12 protein-coding genes are annotated in these 14683 nt (G+C 71.4%); 1 reads left to right on the top strand and 11 read right to left on the bottom strand.

From position 1 onward, the window contains the following. Positions 1-27 precede the first annotated feature (27 nt). Together ACZ6I1_RS12465 and ACZ6I1_RS12470 are read right to left on the bottom strand one after the other, a co-directional pair. The gene (locus ACZ6I1_RS12465; RefSeq protein ID WP_069920372.1) at positions 28-303 is read right to left on the bottom strand and encodes a hypothetical protein; all 276 of its coding nucleotides are present in this window, start codon (positions 301-303) and stop codon (positions 28-30) included. A gap of 97 nt (positions 304-400) precedes the next feature. Next, positions 401-1327 carry a DUF4429 domain-containing protein gene (locus ACZ6I1_RS12470; protein ID WP_469286187.1) on the bottom strand — a complete coding sequence of 309 codons (927 nt, stop codon included), beginning with the start codon at positions 1325-1327 and terminating at the stop codon, positions 401-403. Positions 1328-1378: 51 nt separating this feature from the next. Between ACZ6I1_RS12470 and ACZ6I1_RS12475 the strand changes: the two genes are divergently transcribed. Further along, positions 1379-2983 carry a beta-N-acetylhexosaminidase gene (locus ACZ6I1_RS12475; protein ID WP_469286189.1) on the top strand — a complete coding sequence of 535 codons (1605 nt, stop codon included), beginning with the start codon at positions 1379-1381 and terminating at the stop codon, positions 2981-2983. Positions 2984-3071: 88 nt separating this feature from the next. Here ACZ6I1_RS12475 and ACZ6I1_RS12480 read toward each other — a convergent pair whose 3' ends face one another. The 9 genes from ACZ6I1_RS12480 to ACZ6I1_RS12520 all read right to left on the bottom strand — a co-directional run bounded on the left by ACZ6I1_RS12480 (position 3072) and on the right by ACZ6I1_RS12520 (position 14682). Beyond that, positions 3072-4853: an IucA/IucC family protein gene (locus ACZ6I1_RS12480; RefSeq protein ID WP_469286190.1), complete on the bottom strand. Its 1782-nt coding sequence runs from the start codon at positions 4851-4853 to the stop codon at positions 3072-3074. Next, a complete protein-coding gene (locus ACZ6I1_RS12485; RefSeq protein ID WP_469286192.1) occupies positions 4850-5464 on the bottom strand; it encodes a GNAT family N-acetyltransferase in 615 nt (204 codons plus the stop codon). Before ACZ6I1_RS12485 ends, ACZ6I1_RS12480 begins: the two co-directional genes overlap by 4 nt. After that, positions 5461-6762: a lysine N(6)-hydroxylase/L-ornithine N(5)-oxygenase family protein gene (locus tag ACZ6I1_RS12490; protein ID WP_469286194.1), complete on the bottom strand. Its 1302-nt coding sequence runs from the start codon at positions 6760-6762 to the stop codon at positions 5461-5463. Before ACZ6I1_RS12490 ends, ACZ6I1_RS12485 begins: the two co-directional genes overlap by 4 nt. Then, a complete protein-coding gene (locus ACZ6I1_RS12495; RefSeq protein WP_469286196.1) occupies positions 6746-8236 on the bottom strand; it encodes a pyridoxal phosphate-dependent decarboxylase family protein in 1491 nt (496 codons plus the stop codon). The genes ACZ6I1_RS12490 and ACZ6I1_RS12495 overlap by 17 nt, the downstream gene beginning before the upstream one ends. Before the next feature lie 143 nt (positions 8237-8379). Further along, positions 8380-9282: a siderophore-interacting protein gene (locus ACZ6I1_RS12500; RefSeq protein ID WP_469286198.1), complete on the bottom strand. Its 903-nt coding sequence runs from the start codon at positions 9280-9282 to the stop codon at positions 8380-8382. Between the two features lie 2 nt (positions 9283-9284). Then, entirely contained in the window at positions 9285-10322 is a 1038-nt protein-coding gene (locus ACZ6I1_RS12505; RefSeq protein ID WP_469286200.1) for an ABC transporter substrate-binding protein, read from the bottom strand. A 154-nt stretch (positions 10323-10476) separates the two neighbouring features. Next, positions 10477-11637: an acyl-CoA dehydrogenase family protein gene (locus tag ACZ6I1_RS12510; protein ID WP_469286202.1), complete on the bottom strand. Its 1161-nt coding sequence runs from the start codon at positions 11635-11637 to the stop codon at positions 10477-10479. A gap of 7 nt (positions 11638-11644) precedes the next feature. Next, positions 11645-12577 carry a hydroxymethylglutaryl-CoA lyase gene (locus tag ACZ6I1_RS12515; protein ID WP_469286204.1) on the bottom strand — a complete coding sequence of 311 codons (933 nt, stop codon included), beginning with the start codon at positions 12575-12577 and terminating at the stop codon, positions 11645-11647. Next, positions 12574-14682, bottom strand: a complete 2109-nt coding sequence (locus ACZ6I1_RS12520) for an acetyl/propionyl/methylcrotonyl-CoA carboxylase subunit alpha (RefSeq protein ID WP_469286206.1) — start codon at positions 14680-14682, stop codon at positions 12574-12576. Before ACZ6I1_RS12520 ends, ACZ6I1_RS12515 begins: the two co-directional genes overlap by 4 nt. Between the last annotated feature and the right edge of the window lies 1 nt (position 14683).

Consider the following 14683-nt stretch of genomic DNA (forward strand, 5'->3'; position numbering starts at 1 on the left):
GTCCCAGCCGTGGTTCGCTGTCGTGCGTCAGCCGTAGACGATGCGGCGCAGCTGCCGGAGAGAGAGCTCCGGGGGCGCCACGGCGCGGTGCGGCAGCTCGGCCGCGATCCGCTCGAAGATCTCCGCGTTGACCGCTCCGCCGGACTGCAGTTCCCGGTGGCGGCGGCGGACGAACTCCTCGGTCGTCTCGTCGAAGTACGCGAGCACGTCGAGGACCACCCGGGCGGCCTCGCCGCGCTGCAGCGAGGTGCTGCGCACCAGGTGGTCGACGAGGTCGTCATGCGACGGACGGCGATCGAGCACCCGTAGATACTGGCGGGTCGCGGCGCCGAACGCAAAGATCCTGCCCGGAATCGGGCAGGATCTCCCTGGTCTGGACCAGCGGAATGGTTGGATCCGGTCAGAAACGGCGCAAAACGGCCTGCTTGGCCGCCGCGAACTCGTCCGCCGTGAGGATCCCCGACTGGTGCAGCTCCCCCAGCTCGCGCAAGCGCCGCAGCAGGGTGTCGTGGTCCGCCGCGGTCTCCTCCGCCGAGCCCGCCACGGCCACCGAAGCCGAGACCCCCGGCTGTCCGGCCGGTCCGGCACCCCGGGCCGCTGCGGCGCCCGCCGGATCGGCCGCGGCCGCCGCGGGGTGGGGCAGCCGGGCCGCCACCGCCGCCGCGACCAGGGCCATCAGCGGGTCGTTCTTGAAACCGAAGAGCTCCACCGTGAAGGGGTCGTACTTGGGCGAGGCGGGCGCCGCGCTGCCCGCCGGGAGGAAGCGCAGCCAGCCGCTCCCCAGCCCCTTCGACGGGGACCACTCCACCGACCGCAGGTCCGCCACCCGGAACACCCGCGTCCCGCCGGAGCGCTTCGCCTCCTCGGCCGTCCAGTTCCACTCCAGGGACACCCGGTCCCCGTCGAAGGCCGCGGTCCCGTCACCCGCGCCCGCCGTGATCGGCACCGCGGGGCCCGGCAGCAGGTACGCGCTGGTGGGACCGGTCTCCACCTGCTCCAGCAGGAGTGCATGGCGCACCTCGTCCACGAAGTACTCCGCCACCCCGGCCCGGTCCGCCTCCACGGTCAGCCGGTACGGGTCGGAGGCGTCCGGCAGCCGACCGCCGGTCACCTGGAGCAGGGGGTCGGCGCCGTCACGCAGCCGCAGCCGCAAGCGGCCCGCCTTGCGCCCCGGTTCGAAGCTGATGCCGGCCAGCGCGCGCAGCGGTACGGCCAGTTCGCCGAGCGTCTGGCGCAGCAGGCCCACCCCCTTGTCGCGGCCCGGCACGATGCGCACCGTGTCCCCGTCGAAAGTCCAAGTGCCGTCCTTCTGGATGATTTCCGCCATCCGTCGATTCTCGCACCGGCCACTGCGGCCCACTTGGCCTATACCTGGGCCATGAGAGTTCTGCGCCGCACGCTCGGCACCCTCCTCGCCCTCTCCGTCCTCGGCGCCGCCCCCGCCTTCGCCACCGCCTGCACCGCGGCCCGCGGTGACGACGCCAGGCCCGGCGGCCGCGCCCCCGCCGCGGCCCTGGCCCCCTTCGACCGGCTGCTGCCCGCGCCCGTCTCCGCACGCGCCGAAGGCCCCGGCTACTCCTTCGGGGCGGGCACGGTCATCCGTACCGGCCTGGGCCGCGACGAGGAGGTCCGGCGGGTCGGCGAGCTCCTCGCGGAGCAGCTGCGCGGCCCGAGCGGACTCCCGCTGCCCGTGGTCGACGGGGCCGAGGGCGACGGCATCCGGCTCCGGATCGACGAGGAGGCCGAAGGGGTCGGGGCCGAGGGGTACCGGCTGGAGTCAGGACCGGGCGGGATCACCCTCACCGCGCGGACCCCGGCCGGGCTGTTCCACGCCGGGCAGACCCTGCGCCAGCTGGTACCGGTGGCGGGGCCCGGGAAGGTGCCCGGCGGGACGGTCGTGGACCGGCCGCGCTTCGCGTACCGGGGCGCGATGATCGACATCGCGCGGCACTTCTTCACGGTGGAGCAGGTCAAGAGGTACGTCGACCAGCTGGCCCAGTACAAGGTCAACACGCTGCACGTGCACCTGACCGACGACCAGGGATGGCGCCTGGCGGTCGACTCCTGGCCGCGGCTGGCGGAGTACGGGGGCGGCAGCGAGGTCGGCGGCGGACCGGGCGGGCACTGGACGAAGGACGAGTACCGGGAGCTCGTCGCGTACGCGGGACAGCGGTACGTGGACGTGGTCCCCGAGATCGACATGCCGGGGCACACGAACGCGGCGCTCGCCTCGTACGCCGAGCTGAACTGCGACGGGAAGGCGCCGCCGCGGTACACCGGGACCAAGGTGGGCTTCAGCTCGCTGTGCGTCGCCAAGGAGCGGACGTACGAGTTCATCGACCAGGTGCTCGGCGAGCTGGCGGAGCTGACGCCGGGCCGCTACCTGCACATCGGCGGCGACGAGGCGCACGCGACGCCGGCGGCGGACTACGCGGCGTTCATGGACCGGGCGCAGGCCGCGGTGGGCCGGTACGGGAAGACGGTGGTGGCCTGGCACCAGCTCGCGGCGGCGCGGCCCGCGCGGGGGGCGGTGCTGCAGTACTGGGGGCACGACCGGACGCCGGCCGCGGAGAAGGCCGGGGTCGTCGCGGCGGCGAAGGCGGGGCACCCGCTGATCCTGTCGCCGGCGGACCGGCTCTACCTGGACATGAAGTACGACCTGGCGACGAAGCCGGGGCTGGCGTGGGCCGGGCTCGTGCCGGTCAGGCGGTCGTACTCCTGGAACCCGGGGGCCTACCTGGCCGGGGTTCCCGAATCGGCCGTCCTGGGCGTGGAGGCGCCGCTGTGGACGGAGACGATCGCCGCGCGGGCCGACTGGGAGCTGATGGCGTTTCCGCGGGTGCTGGGCCTCGCGGAGCTCGGCTGGTCGCCGGCCGCTGCCCTCGACTGGGCCTCGTACAGCCGGCGGCTGGGCGAACAGGGCCCGCGCATGGACGCCCAGGACATCGGCTACTACCGGGCGCCGGAGGTGCCCTGGTCCTAGCGGCGCGGCGCGGCGCCGTTGCCGGGGGCGGAGTCCCGAGAAGTCGGGCGGCAGCCGAGGGACCGTATCGGCTGCCGCCCGGGCTCCGTCACCGCCGGGCGAAGGCCGCGACGGGGTTCTTGAGGGTGCCGATCAGCTGGAGCGCGGCGGACGGGTCGGCGAGGTCGACCATCTGCCGGTTGTTGCGCAGCTGGAGGCGGTTCAGGCAGGACAGCTGGAACTCCTCGGCGAACAGGTCGTAGCGTTCGAAGCGGTCCGACAGGGCCGGCATGGAGTCCTGGTACTCGTGGGCGCAGTCCGCGACCGCCCGCCAGAAGGTCTCCTCCTCGCAGATGCCCTCCGCCGCCAGGATCGGGCCCAGGAAGCGGAAGAAGCAGTCGAAGACGTCCGTGAAGATCGACAGCAGCTTCATGTCCTCGGGGACGTCCGCCCGGACCCGCTCGACCGCGGGCGGCAGCACCGCGTCCGGGTCCATGACCACGATCTCCTCGGCGATGTCCTTGAAGATCGCCCGCTTCACGACGCCGCCCTCGATGACGAGGATGGTGTTCTCGCCGTGCGGCATGTACGCGAGGTCGTACTGGTAGAAGCAGTGCAGGAGCGGGACCAGGTAGGCGCGCAGGTACGAGCGCAGCCACTCGGCCGGGGTCAGGCCCGATTCCGCGATCAGGGCGCCGGCGAAGGACGTGCCCTCGGCGTCCACGTGCAGCAGGGAGGCCATCGTGGCCAGCCGCTCGCCGTCCCGCAGGGAGTTGACCGGGGACTCGCGCCAGAGCGCGGCCAGCATCTTGCGGTACGGGGAGTACCGGTCGGTGGCGCGTTCGTACTGGCGGTGGTGGTAGCCGATCGCCGCGCGCTCGCGGATGATCGAGAAGTCCACGGACCGCAGCACCGGGTCCGACCCGATCAGCTGGTGGAGCCAGTCGTTGATGGCCGGCGTGGCCTCCATGTACGCGGCCGACAGGCCCCGCATGAAGCCCATGTTCAGCACCGAGATGGCGGTCTTGACGTAGTGCTTGCCGGGGGCGCTGGTGTTGAAGAAGGTGCGGATCGACTGCTGCGCCAGGTAGGCGTCCGTGCCCTCGCCCAGCAGGACCAGGCGGCGGTTGGCGATCTCGGCGGCGAAGGTGATGGTGGTCTTGTTCCACCACTGCCACGGGTGGACCGGGAAGAGGTGGTAGTCCGCCAGGTCCAGGCCGAGGCCGGTCATCCGGGCGGAGAAGGCCGCGATCGTCTCGTCGCCCAGCTCGTCGCGCATGAACGTGTCGTGGTCCAGGCCCGCGCCCGCCGTGAAGGTGGAGACGTCCTTGCGGGCCGCCACCCACACCAGGTGGACGGGGCTCGCCGTCTCCGGGGCGTACGAGAGGTACTCGTGCACGCCGAAGCCGAGGCGGCCGTTGTTCGCGACGAAGCAGGGGTGGCCCTCGGTCATGCCGGTCTCGATGTCCTGGAAGGAGGACTTCGCGAGGACGGCGGAGGAGACCTGCGGCTTGGTGTACTTGAAGCCCGAGCCGGCCAGGGTGGAGGAGATCTCCTCCAGGTAGACGGGCAGGACTTCGGCGCTCAGCCCCAGGGACTCGCGGAGCTCGATGTGAAAGTCGAGGGCGTCCAGCGGAAGCTCGCGGCCGTCCTGGTGGCGGGTGATGGACGACTCGTCCACCGACCAGTGGTCCAGGGCGTGGCGGGTGGCCGCGAAGCGGTACTCCACCGAGTTGTCGTCGCTGAGGACCGAGTAGAGGCCGCAGTCCAGCAGTCTGGGGGTCAGCAGGCGCTCGTGGGAGAACTCCGCGAGGGCCTTGCGGACCAGGGCGCGGTTGGCGCGGGCCCACAGCTCGGGGTCGAGGTGGGAGACGGCGTCGGCGAGGCTCATATCGAGAGCTCCTTGGTGAGGCGCTCCGCGGTGAGGCCGGTGGCCGCCTCGAACCGGGCGCGGGTGCAGAAGCTGAGGAGGGCTTCCTTCTCCGGCTTCCGTACGGGGCGGTCGGGCACGAAGCCGACGGCCTCGTTCAGGGCGTGGACGGCGGTGTTGCGGACGTCGGGCTCGACCACGACCCGCTCGGCCGCCGGGTCGGCGAACACGGCCGCCATGACGGTGGTGATGACCGCGCGGGTGAACCCGTGCAGCGGCCGTTCGCTCGGTGCGACGAGGAAGTGCATGCCGACGTCGCCGGGCTGGGCGTCGTACAGGCCGACGAGCTCCAGGCGGGCCGGGTCGTACGTCTCCATCAGGAAGGCGGGCCGGCCCTCGTGCAGGCCGATGAAAGCCTGGTGGTGCTCGGCCGCGGCGATCCTCATGTACTCGCGCTCGACGTCCGGCAGCGAGGCGTCCTGCATCATCCAGAACGAGGCCTTGGGGTGGGTGACCCAGCCGTGCAGGAGCTCCGCGTCGGAGAAGGGGTCCAGCGGGCGGATGGCGAAGGTGCCGAGTACCGCGTCGGTGCGGGCGTAGAGGATCTCGGTGGTGGAGCCGGTGGTGCTCATGCGTGCATGCCTTCCGGGACTGCGAACTGCTGGAACGCGATGGACTTCTCGACCTTGTAGTACTCGCGGCCGAGGAGCTCGCCGATGATGTACGCGTTGCGGTACGCGGCCATGCCCAGGTCGGGCGAGGTGAGGGAGTGGTTGTGGGTCGTGCCGTTCTGGAGGTAGACCCCGCGGCCGGTGGTGTCGACGCTGTAGTTGCGGGCGGCGTCGAGGCGTCCGCGGCCGTCGAAGTTCAGCCGGTCGCGCACCGGGGCGAGGAACTCCGGGATCCGGTACGCATAGCCGGTGGCCAGCACCAGGCCCTCGGTGGAGAGGCAGAAGTCGCGCTCCTGCTCCTCCTGGCGCAGGCCGAGGGTGTACGTGCCCGTGGTGGTGTCGTACGCCGTGCTGTTCAGCGAGGTGTTGGTCAGCAGGGTGGTCGGGACCGCGCCCGGCATGCTGATCTTCTTCTGGTAGAGCAGGTCGAAGATGGCGTTGATCAGATCGCCGTCGATGCCCTTGAAGAGGTTCTTCTGCTGGGTCTCCAGCCGGTAGCGGGTGTCCTCGGGGAGGGCGTGGAAGTAGTCCACGTACTCGGGGGAGGTCATCTCCAGCGTCAGCTTCGTGTACTCCAGCGGGAAGAAGCGCGGTGAGCGCGTGACCCAGTTGAGCCGGTAGCCGTACACGTCGATCTCGGTGAGGAGGTCGTAGTAGATCTCGGCGGCGCTCTGGCCCGAGCCGACCAGGGTGATCGACTTCTTCTTCTGGAGCTCGGCCTTGTGCGGCATGTACGCGGAGTTGTGCAGGAAGTCGCCGCCGAGGCCCGCGCAGGCCTCCGGGACGAAGGGCGTGGTGCCGGTGCCCAGGACCAGGCGGCGGGCCAGGTGGGTCTCGCCCTTGTCGGTGTGGACCTCGTAGAGACCGGCGCGTTCGTCGTAGGTGACCTCGGTGACGGAGGTGGAGTACAGGACGTTGTCGAGCCGGTCGGCGGCCCAGCGGCAGTAGTCGTTGTACTCGGCCCGCAGCGGGTAGAAGTTCTCCCGGATGTAGAAGGAGTACAGCCGGTCGCTGTCCTTCAGGTAGTTCAGGAAGGAGAAGGGCGAGGTCGGGTCGGCGAGGGTGACCAGGTCCGACATGAACGGCGTCTGCAGGTGCGCGCCGTCCAGGAACATCCCGGCGTGCCACTCGAAGTGCGGCTTCGACTCGATGAACAGGCCGTCGAGCTCGTCGATCGGCGCGGTCAGGCAGGCGAGTCCCAGGTTGAAGGGACCGAGGCCGATGCCGATGAAGTCGTGGGGCTTAACGGTGGACGGCAAGGGATTCTCCCAGGAACTGCTCGGCGTGTGCGGCGAGAAGGTCGAGGACGGCCGCGATGTCGGCCGTCGTGGTCTGCGGGTTGAGGAGGGTGAACTTCAGGTACTGGTCCCCGTCCACCTTGGTGCCGGCGACGACGGCCTCGCCCGAGGCGAACAGGGCCTTGCGGGCGTGCAGGTTGGCCTCGTCGACCAGGTCCGCCCGGACGTCGCCCTCCGGTACGTAGCGGAAGACCAGCGTGGAGATCCGGGGCTTGACCACGACCTCGAAGCGCGGGTCGGCGTCGATGAGGTCCCAGCCCGCGGCGGCCAGGTCGATGACCTCGTCGAAGAGGGAGCCGATCCCGTCGGCGCCCATGACGCGCAGGGTCATCCAGAGCTTGAGGGCGTCGAAGCGGCGCGTGGTCTGGATGGACTTGTCGACCTGGTTGGGAATGCGCTCCTCGGCCATGCGGCGCGGGTTGAGGTAGTCCGCGTGGTACGTGGCGTGCCGGAGGGTGTCGCGGTCGCGGACCAGCATGGCGCTGGAGCTGACGGGCTGGAAGAACGACTTGTGGTAGTCCACGGTGACGGAGTCGGCGTGCTCGATGCCGTCGAGGAGGTGCCGGCGGGTGGGCGAGACGAGCAGTCCGCAGCCGTAGGCGGCGTCCACGTGCATCCACGCGGAGTGCTCTTCGGCCAGCTCGGCGATCTCGGGGAGCGGGTCGATGGACCCGAAGTCGGTGGTGCCGGCGGTGGCGACGACGGCCATCGGGAAGAGGCCCTCGGCGGCGCACGCCTCCAGCTCCAGGGCGAGCACCGCGGTGTCCATCCGGCGGCTCCGGTCGACCGGGACGGCGATGACGGCCTCGTAGCCGAGGCCCAGCATGGCGGCCGACTTCTTCACGCTGAAGTGGCTGGCCTCGGAGGTGAAGATGCGCAGCTTCGGGAGGAGTTCGGCCTTGGTGAGCTCGCGGCCCTCGTCCAGCGCCTTCTTCATCACGATGCGGCAGGCCTCGTCGCGGGCCAGCAGCAGGGCGTGGAAGTTGGACTGGCTGCCGCCGGAGGTGAAGATGCCGTCCGCGGCGGGGCCGAGGCCGATGCGCTGCGCGGTCCAGTCGATGAGGCGGCGCTCGATGAGCGTGCCGCCGATGGACTGGTCCCAGGTGTCGAGGGAGGAGTTGACGGCCGAGAGGACCGCCTCTCCGAGCACCGCGGGGATGACGACCGGGCAGTTGAGGTGGCCGAGGTAGCGCGGGTGGTGGAAGTACACCGCGTCGCGCAGGTAGACGTCCTCCAGCTCGTCGAGGACGGCGGCGGGGTCCTCGAGCGGCTTGTCCAGGTCGATCCCGTTGATGACCGGGGCGAGTTCGTCCACGGAGATACCGGTGTGGGGGCGCTGCGTGGCCGCGAGTTTGGCGGCGACGCGTTCGACGCCCTCGGTGACCGAACGCCGGTAGAGGTCCGCGGTCGTCTCGTTCAGCAGATGCGAGCGCATCAACTTTCCTCCGGGCAGGGGAGAGAGGGGGGTGGGGTGTGGAACTTAGGTTAGCCTAACCTAAGTAACAAGCCAAACGACGAGGGGCCCCGGCTGAAAGCCGGGGCCCCTCTCTGAAATGCCCTGTGACCTGCGGAAGTCGACTACAGGTCGGAAGTCGGGTCCTCGCTGGGCGCCTGGCCCGCGTATGCCTCGGCGAGGAGCTGCTCCTCGCTCGCGCCGAGCCGCCAGTAGCCGGTGAAACGCACCGACCGGCGGTCGACGGATCGTTCCTGCACGAAGTGGCGGCGCGTCGCGCGCACGGTGCCCGCCTCGCCCGCCAGCCAGACGTACGGGGCTTCGGCGGCGGGCGGCTCGGCCGCGCGCAGCACGCTCAGCACCTGTTCGGTGCGGCCCCGGCCGTCGCCCTCGCGGACGATCCAGGTGATGTCCGTGTCGGCGGGGGCCGACAGCGCGAGCCGGTCGTCCTCGTGCGGGACCTCGAACCAGGCGCGGACCCGGGTCCCGGCCGGCAGCCGGTCCAGGATCGCGGCCGCGGCCGGCAGGGCGGTCTCGTCCGCGTACATCCAGATCGCGTCGGCTCCGGCCGGCGGCTGGAACCGTACGGACTTGTTCTCCGCGACGACCGGGCCGATCGCCAGGATCCGGCGGCCGGCCACCGCCCGGCCCGCCCAGCGCGAGGCCGGGGAGCCCGCCGCGGCAGCGGCTGATGTCTCAGTGCCGTGCAGGACGAAGTCGATGTCGACCTCGTCCGCGCCCTCGGCCGTGCGGCGCTGTTCGCGCACCGTGTAGGAGCGCATCACCGGCCGCTCCTCGTCCGGCATCCCGCGCCACGCGGCGAACCAGGTGTCCTCGTCCGTGGACGGGAGGGCCGTGTGCTCCTGGTCGCCCGTCGGCAGGAAGAGCGACAGGCTCTGGTCGAAGCCGCCCGAGCGGAAGTCCTTGAGGGACTCGCCGCCGAAGGTGACCCGCAGGAACGAGTGACCGAGGCGGCGCGTGCGGAGCACGTCGAGGGCGAAGAACCGGTAGTGCGCTTCGGCCGTCATGGTCAGCTGACCTTCTTGGCGTTCTGGATGGCCTTCGCGAGGTCCTCGAGGAGCGCGGCGCACTTGGCGTACGAGTAGATCGGCTCGGTGACGCGCGGGGTGATCTGGCCGGCCTTGACCGCCGGGAGCTCGGCCCAGGTGGCCTTCGCCTGCAGGTCCTGCGGCTGGAGGGTGCCGGTGCGGTTGTCGAGCAGGACGACGTCGGCCTTGTACTTGCCGGCGTTCTCCCAGCTGAGGCTCTCGAAGAAGCCGCCCTCGTCCAGCTTCTCCGGGGTGACGAACTCGACGCCGAGGGACTTGAAGTACTTCAGGTCGGCCGAGGTGTCCGGGGTGGAGACGTAGAACAGGTCGGCGGAGCCGGATCCGACGAGCACCTTGATGCCGGGGTTGGCCTTGGTGGCCTCGCGGAGCTTCGCCGCGGCGGCCTCGAAGCGGGCCTTGGAGTCGACGGTGTTCTTGGCGTTCATGTCGGCGCCGAGGGACTTGGCGAGCTCCGCGGTGCGCTCCAGCGCCTTGTCCAGGGTGGCGTCGCCGCCCACGGAGATCGCGGCGGCCGGGGCCAGGCCGAGGATCTTGTCCTTGGAGGCCTCGGGCACGTACCAGTAGCTGCCGTCCCAGGTGTTGGTGACGAGCAGGTCGGGCTGGAGGGCCGCGTACTTCTCGACGTTGAACTCGTCGTAGACGTTGCCGATGATCTCGAGCTTGGAGATGTCCATCGAGCCGGCCTGGACGTCGGCCTTGCCGTCGGCGGTCTTGGTCGGGCCGAACACGCCCTTGACCGGGACGCCGTAGTCGTACAGCGCGGCGGCGGTGCCGGTGAAGGCGACGATGTTCTTCGGCTTGGCCTTGGTGGTGACGTCCTTGCCGAGGTCGTCCTTGAAGGTCCACGGGCCCGACGCCGCGGCGCTCTTGTCCGCGCCGCCGTCGCCCTTCGCCGAATCGGTGCCGCCGCACGCGGCCAGTGCCGCGACGAGGCCGAGGGCGCCGCCGGCCGCGATGAATCCGCGGCGGGTGAAGGAGGAGGTGCGGGACTTGGGCATGTCGATGTCCGTTTTCGTGCGTTCCGGGCGGCCACTGAGCCGTTCGGAACGAAGGTTAGCCTAACCTTGGCTGGAAAAGGTAAGGGGGCCCTAAGTTTCTTAGGGCCCCCGGCACGCGGAGCTGCCGCGTGCGCTACCGCTCCCGGTGCGGCGACTAGGCGGAGAAGCCCAGTTCGCGGGCGATGAGCATGCGCTGGACCTCGCTGGTGCCCTCGCCGATCTCCAGGATCTTCGAGTCACGCCACATTCGCGCCACCGGGTACTCGTTCATGAACCCGTACCCGCCGTGGATCTGAGTGGCCTCCCGGGCGTTGTCCACGGCCACCGTGGAGGAGTACAGCTTGGCGATCGCCGCCTCCTTCTTGAACGACTCGCCGCGCACCAGCCGCGAAGCGGCGTCGCGCCAGCCGATGCGGGCCATGTGGGCGCGCATCTCCATGTCCGCCAGCTTGAACTGGATGGCCTGGTTGTCGCCGATCGCCTTGCCGAAGGCGTGCCGCTCCTTCGCGTACTTCACCGACTCGTCCACACAGCCCTGGGCCAGGCCCGTCGCGAGCGCGGAGATGGCGATCCGGCCCTCGTCGAGGATCCGCAGGAACTGCGCGTAGCCGCGCCCCTCTTCGCCGACCAGGTTGGCGAGCGGCACCCGTACCCCGTCGAAGGACAGCTCGCGGGTGTCCGAGGCGTTCCAGCCGACCTTGGAGTACGGGGCGGCGACCGTGAAACCGGGCGTACCGGACGGGACGATGATCGAGGAGATCTCCGGCCGGCCGTCCGCCTTGCGGCCCGTCACGGCCGTGACGGTGACCAGACCGGTGATGTCCGTACCGGAGTTGGTGATGAAGCACTTGGAGCCGTTGATGACCCACTCGTCGCCGTCGCGGACGGCGGTGGTGCGGGTGCCCCCGGCGTCGCTGCCCGCGCCCGGCTCGGTCAGGCCGAAGGCGCCCAGGATCTCGCCGGAGCACATCTTCGGCAGCCACTGCTGCTTCTGCTCCTCGGTGCCGAAGAGGTAGAGCGGCATGGCGCCGAGGGAGACCCCGGCCTCCAGGGTGATGGCGACCGAGGAATCGACGCGGGCCAGCTCCTCCAGGGCGATGCCGAGCGCGAGGTAGTCGCCGCCCATGCCCCCGTACTCCTCGGGGAAGGGCAGGCCGAACAGGCCCATGCGGCCCATCTCGGCGACGATCTCGTACGGGAACTCGTGGCGCTCGTAGAGGTCGCCGATCTTCGGCGCGATCACGTCGTGCGCGAACGCCTCGACGGTACGGCGGAGTTCCTCGTGCTCGGGGGTGAGCCGGTGGTCGAGGGACATGTCTTCGTTACTCCTTGTGGGAGAGGGCGCGGACGGTACGGGAGGGGCTGGGCCGGCCCAGCTGTTCGGCCATCCACACGCTCGTGGCGGTGAGGGCGGCCAGGTCGACACCGGTCTCGATGCCGAGGCCGTCGAGCATCCACACCAGGTCCTCGGTCGCGAGGTTGCCGGTGGCGCTCTTCGCGTACGGGCATCCGCCGAGGCCGCCGGCGGAGGCGTCGACCGTGGTCACGCCGTGCCGGAGCGCGGCGAGGGTGTTGGACAGGGCCTGGCCGTAGGTGTCGTGGAAGTGCACGCCGATCCGGTCGGTGGGCACCGCGTCCTCGTTGAGCGCGCCGAGCAGCGCCTGGACGTGGCCCGGGGTGGCGACACCGATGGTGTCGCCGAGGCTCAGCTCGTCGCAGCCGAGGTCGAGCAGGGCCTTGGCGACGCGGACCACCTGGTGGACCGGGACCGCCCCCTCCCAGGGGTCGCCGAAGCACATGGAGAGGTAGCCGCGGACGTGCGCCCCGCCCTCCTTGGCGCGGGCCACGACCGGCTCGAACATGGCGAGGGACTCGGCGACGGTCCGGTTGAGGTTGCGCGAGGCGAAGGTCTCGGTGGCCGAGCCGAAGACGGCGATGCGGGTGGCCCCGAGGGCCAGGGCCCGGTCCAGGCCGCGCTCGTTGGGGACGAGCACCGGCAGCGCGGCGTCCACGTCGGCGAGCAGCGGGAAGAGCTGCTCGGCGTCGGCCAGCTGGGGCACCCACTTGGGGTGCACGAAGCTGGTGGCCTCGATGGTGGTCAGCCCGGCGGCGGCGAGGCGGCGGACGAACTCCGCCTTCACCTCCGTGGGTACGGCCGTCTTCTCGTTCTGCAGCCCGTCACGGGCGCCGACCTCGTGGATCCGGACCCGGGCCGGCAGGCCGGGCGCCGGGACGGTCATGGGCAGACCGCTCATGCGTCCGCCTCCTCGTCCGGGGTGACGACGGCCAGGACCTGGTCCATGGCCACGGTGGCGCCGGGGGTGACGTCGAGTTCGGTGACGGTCCCGGCGTGCGGGGCGGAGATGACGTGCTCCATCTTCATCGCCTCGACGACCAGCAGGCTCTGGCCGGCGGCCACCGTGTCGCCGACGGCCACCTTGACGACGGTGACGGTGCCGGGCATCGGCGCGGCCAGGGTGTCGGCCCCTGCGCTCGCCGCGCCGTGGGCCGTGACGGGGTCGTGGCGCTGGACGTGCCAGGAGTCGCCGTCGCGGCCGAGCCAGGTCCCCTCCGGGGAGGTGGCGTGGCTGAAGGTGTGCGTGATGCCGTCCAGCTCGATGGTGAGGTGGTCGGTGGTGCGGCTGACGATGCGGCCGCGGGCCGGTGCGCTGGGGCTCTGCCCCAGACCCCGCGCCTCAAACGCCGGCGAGGCTGGGTTTGCCTCGGCGGAGCCGGTCAGGAGGATCTCCGTGGTCGAGCCGGACCCGGTGGCCGGGGCGGTCACCTCCGCGCGGGTGCGGACTGCGATCGGGTCGTGGCCGGGGAGGCGGAAGTGGTGCACGGTCCAGGCGGGGGTGCCGCCCAGGCGCCAGCCGCTGGGCACCCCGAAGGGGTCCACCCACCCCTTCAGCCCGTCCGGCGTTTGAGGACCGGGGTCTGGGGCCGGGCCCCGGCTTTCGGACAGCAGCGCAGCCGCCGCGTACACCTCCGGCGGGACGCCGTCCGGGAGGAGGGACGGGAGGTCGCGCTCGACCAGCCCCGTGTCCAGGTCCCCGGACACCACGTCCGGATGCGCCAGCAGCCTCCGCAGGAAACCGGCGTTGGTCTGGACACCCAGGATCACGGTGTCCGCCAGAGCCCCCCGCAGCAGGCGCAGCGCACTCGCCCGGTCCGGCCCGTACGCGATGACCTTCGACAGCATCGGGTCGTACGCCGACCCCACCGGCACCCCCGCCGTCAGGCCGGAGTCGGTACGGACCGCCCCGCCCGACGGCTCCGACAGCGCCAGCACCGTACCGCCGGACGGCAGGAACCCGCGCGCCGGATCCTCGGCGCAGACGCGCGCCTCGATCGCGTGGCCCGTCAGCCGGACCTCGTCCTGGCCGAAGGACAGGGCCCCGCCGGCGGCCACCCGCAGCTGCTGCTCCACCAGGTCCAGGCCGGTGATCAGCTCCGTCACCGGGTGCTCGACCTGGAGGCGGGTGTTCATCTCCATGAAGAAGTAGGAGGACGGGTCCCCGCCCGGGACGATGAACTCCACCGTGCCCGCGCCGACGTACCCGCACGAGCGGGCCGCCTCCACCGCCGCCGCGCCCATCGCCGCGCGTGTCTTTTCGTCCAGCAGGACCGACGGCGCCTCCTCGATCACCTTCTGGTGGCGCCGCTGGAGGGAGCACTCGCGCTCGCCCAGGTGGACCACGTTCCCGTGGGAGTCGGCGAGGACCTGGATCTCGATGTGCCGGGGGCGGTCGATCCACCGCTCGACCAGGAGCGTGTCGTCGCCGAAGGAGGAACGGGCCTCGCGGCGGGCCGCCGCGATCTCCTCGGCCAGGACGGCCGCGTCGCGCACCAGCCGCATGCCCTTGCCGCCGCCGCCCGCCGAGGGCTTCAGCAGCACCGGCATGCCGATCTCCTCGGCCGCCGCGACCAGTTCGGCATCCGACAGGCCGCTGCCGGAGGACCCGGGGACCACGGGCACGCCCGCCGCCTTCACCGTCTCCTTGGCCCGGATCTTGTCGCCCATCAGGGAGATGGCCGAAGCCGGGGGCCCGATGAAGGCGAGGCCGGCCTCGGCGCAGGCCGCCGCGAAGGCCGCGTTCTCCGCGAGGAAGCCGTAGCCGGGGTGGACCGCCTCGGCGCCCGTGCGGCGCGCGGCGTCCAGCAGCCGCTCCACCGACAGGTAGCTCTCGGCGGCCGCCGCCGGGCCGATCCGGACGGCCGTGTCGGCCTCCCGTACGTGGCGCGCGTCCGCGTCCGCGTCGCTGAAGACGGCCACCGACCGCACGCCCAGTTCGCGCAGGGTGCGGATGACGCGTACCGCGATCTCGCCGCGGTTGGCGACCAGAACAGTCGTAAACATG

It is taken from the genome of Streptomyces sp. NPDC046303 (genome assembly GCF_055588085.1).

Coding starts and splice junctions, on each gene's coding strand:
- ACZ6I1_RS12510 (WP_469286202.1), bottom strand. CDS start 11,637: ATGTCCCTCGACCACCGGCTCACCCCCGAGCACGAGGAACTCCGCCGT.
- ACZ6I1_RS12505 (WP_469286200.1), bottom strand. CDS start 10,322: ATGCCCAAGTCCCGCACCTCCTCCTTCACCCGCCGCGGATTCATCGCG.
- ACZ6I1_RS12500 (WP_469286198.1), bottom strand. CDS start 9,282: ATGACGGCCGAAGCGCACTACCGGTTCTTCGCCCTCGACGTGCTCCGC.
- ACZ6I1_RS12495 (WP_469286196.1), bottom strand. CDS start 8,236: ATGCGCTCGCATCTGCTGAACGAGACGACCGCGGACCTCTACCGGCGT.
- ACZ6I1_RS12520 (WP_469286206.1), bottom strand. CDS start 14,682: ATGTTTACGACTGTTCTGGTCGCCAACCGCGGCGAGATCGCGGTACGC.
- ACZ6I1_RS12475 (WP_469286189.1), top strand. CDS start 1,379: ATGAGAGTTCTGCGCCGCACGCTCGGCACCCTCCTCGCCCTCTCCGTC.
- ACZ6I1_RS12485 (WP_469286192.1), bottom strand. CDS start 5,464: ATGAGCACCACCGGCTCCACCACCGAGATCCTCTACGCCCGCACCGAC.
- ACZ6I1_RS12515 (WP_469286204.1), bottom strand. CDS start 12,577: ATGAGCGGTCTGCCCATGACCGTCCCGGCGCCCGGCCTGCCGGCCCGG.
- ACZ6I1_RS12480 (WP_469286190.1), bottom strand. CDS start 4,853: ATGAGCCTCGCCGACGCCGTCTCCCACCTCGACCCCGAGCTGTGGGCC.
- ACZ6I1_RS12470 (WP_469286187.1), bottom strand. CDS start 1,327: ATGGCGGAAATCATCCAGAAGGACGGCACTTGGACTTTCGACGGGGAC.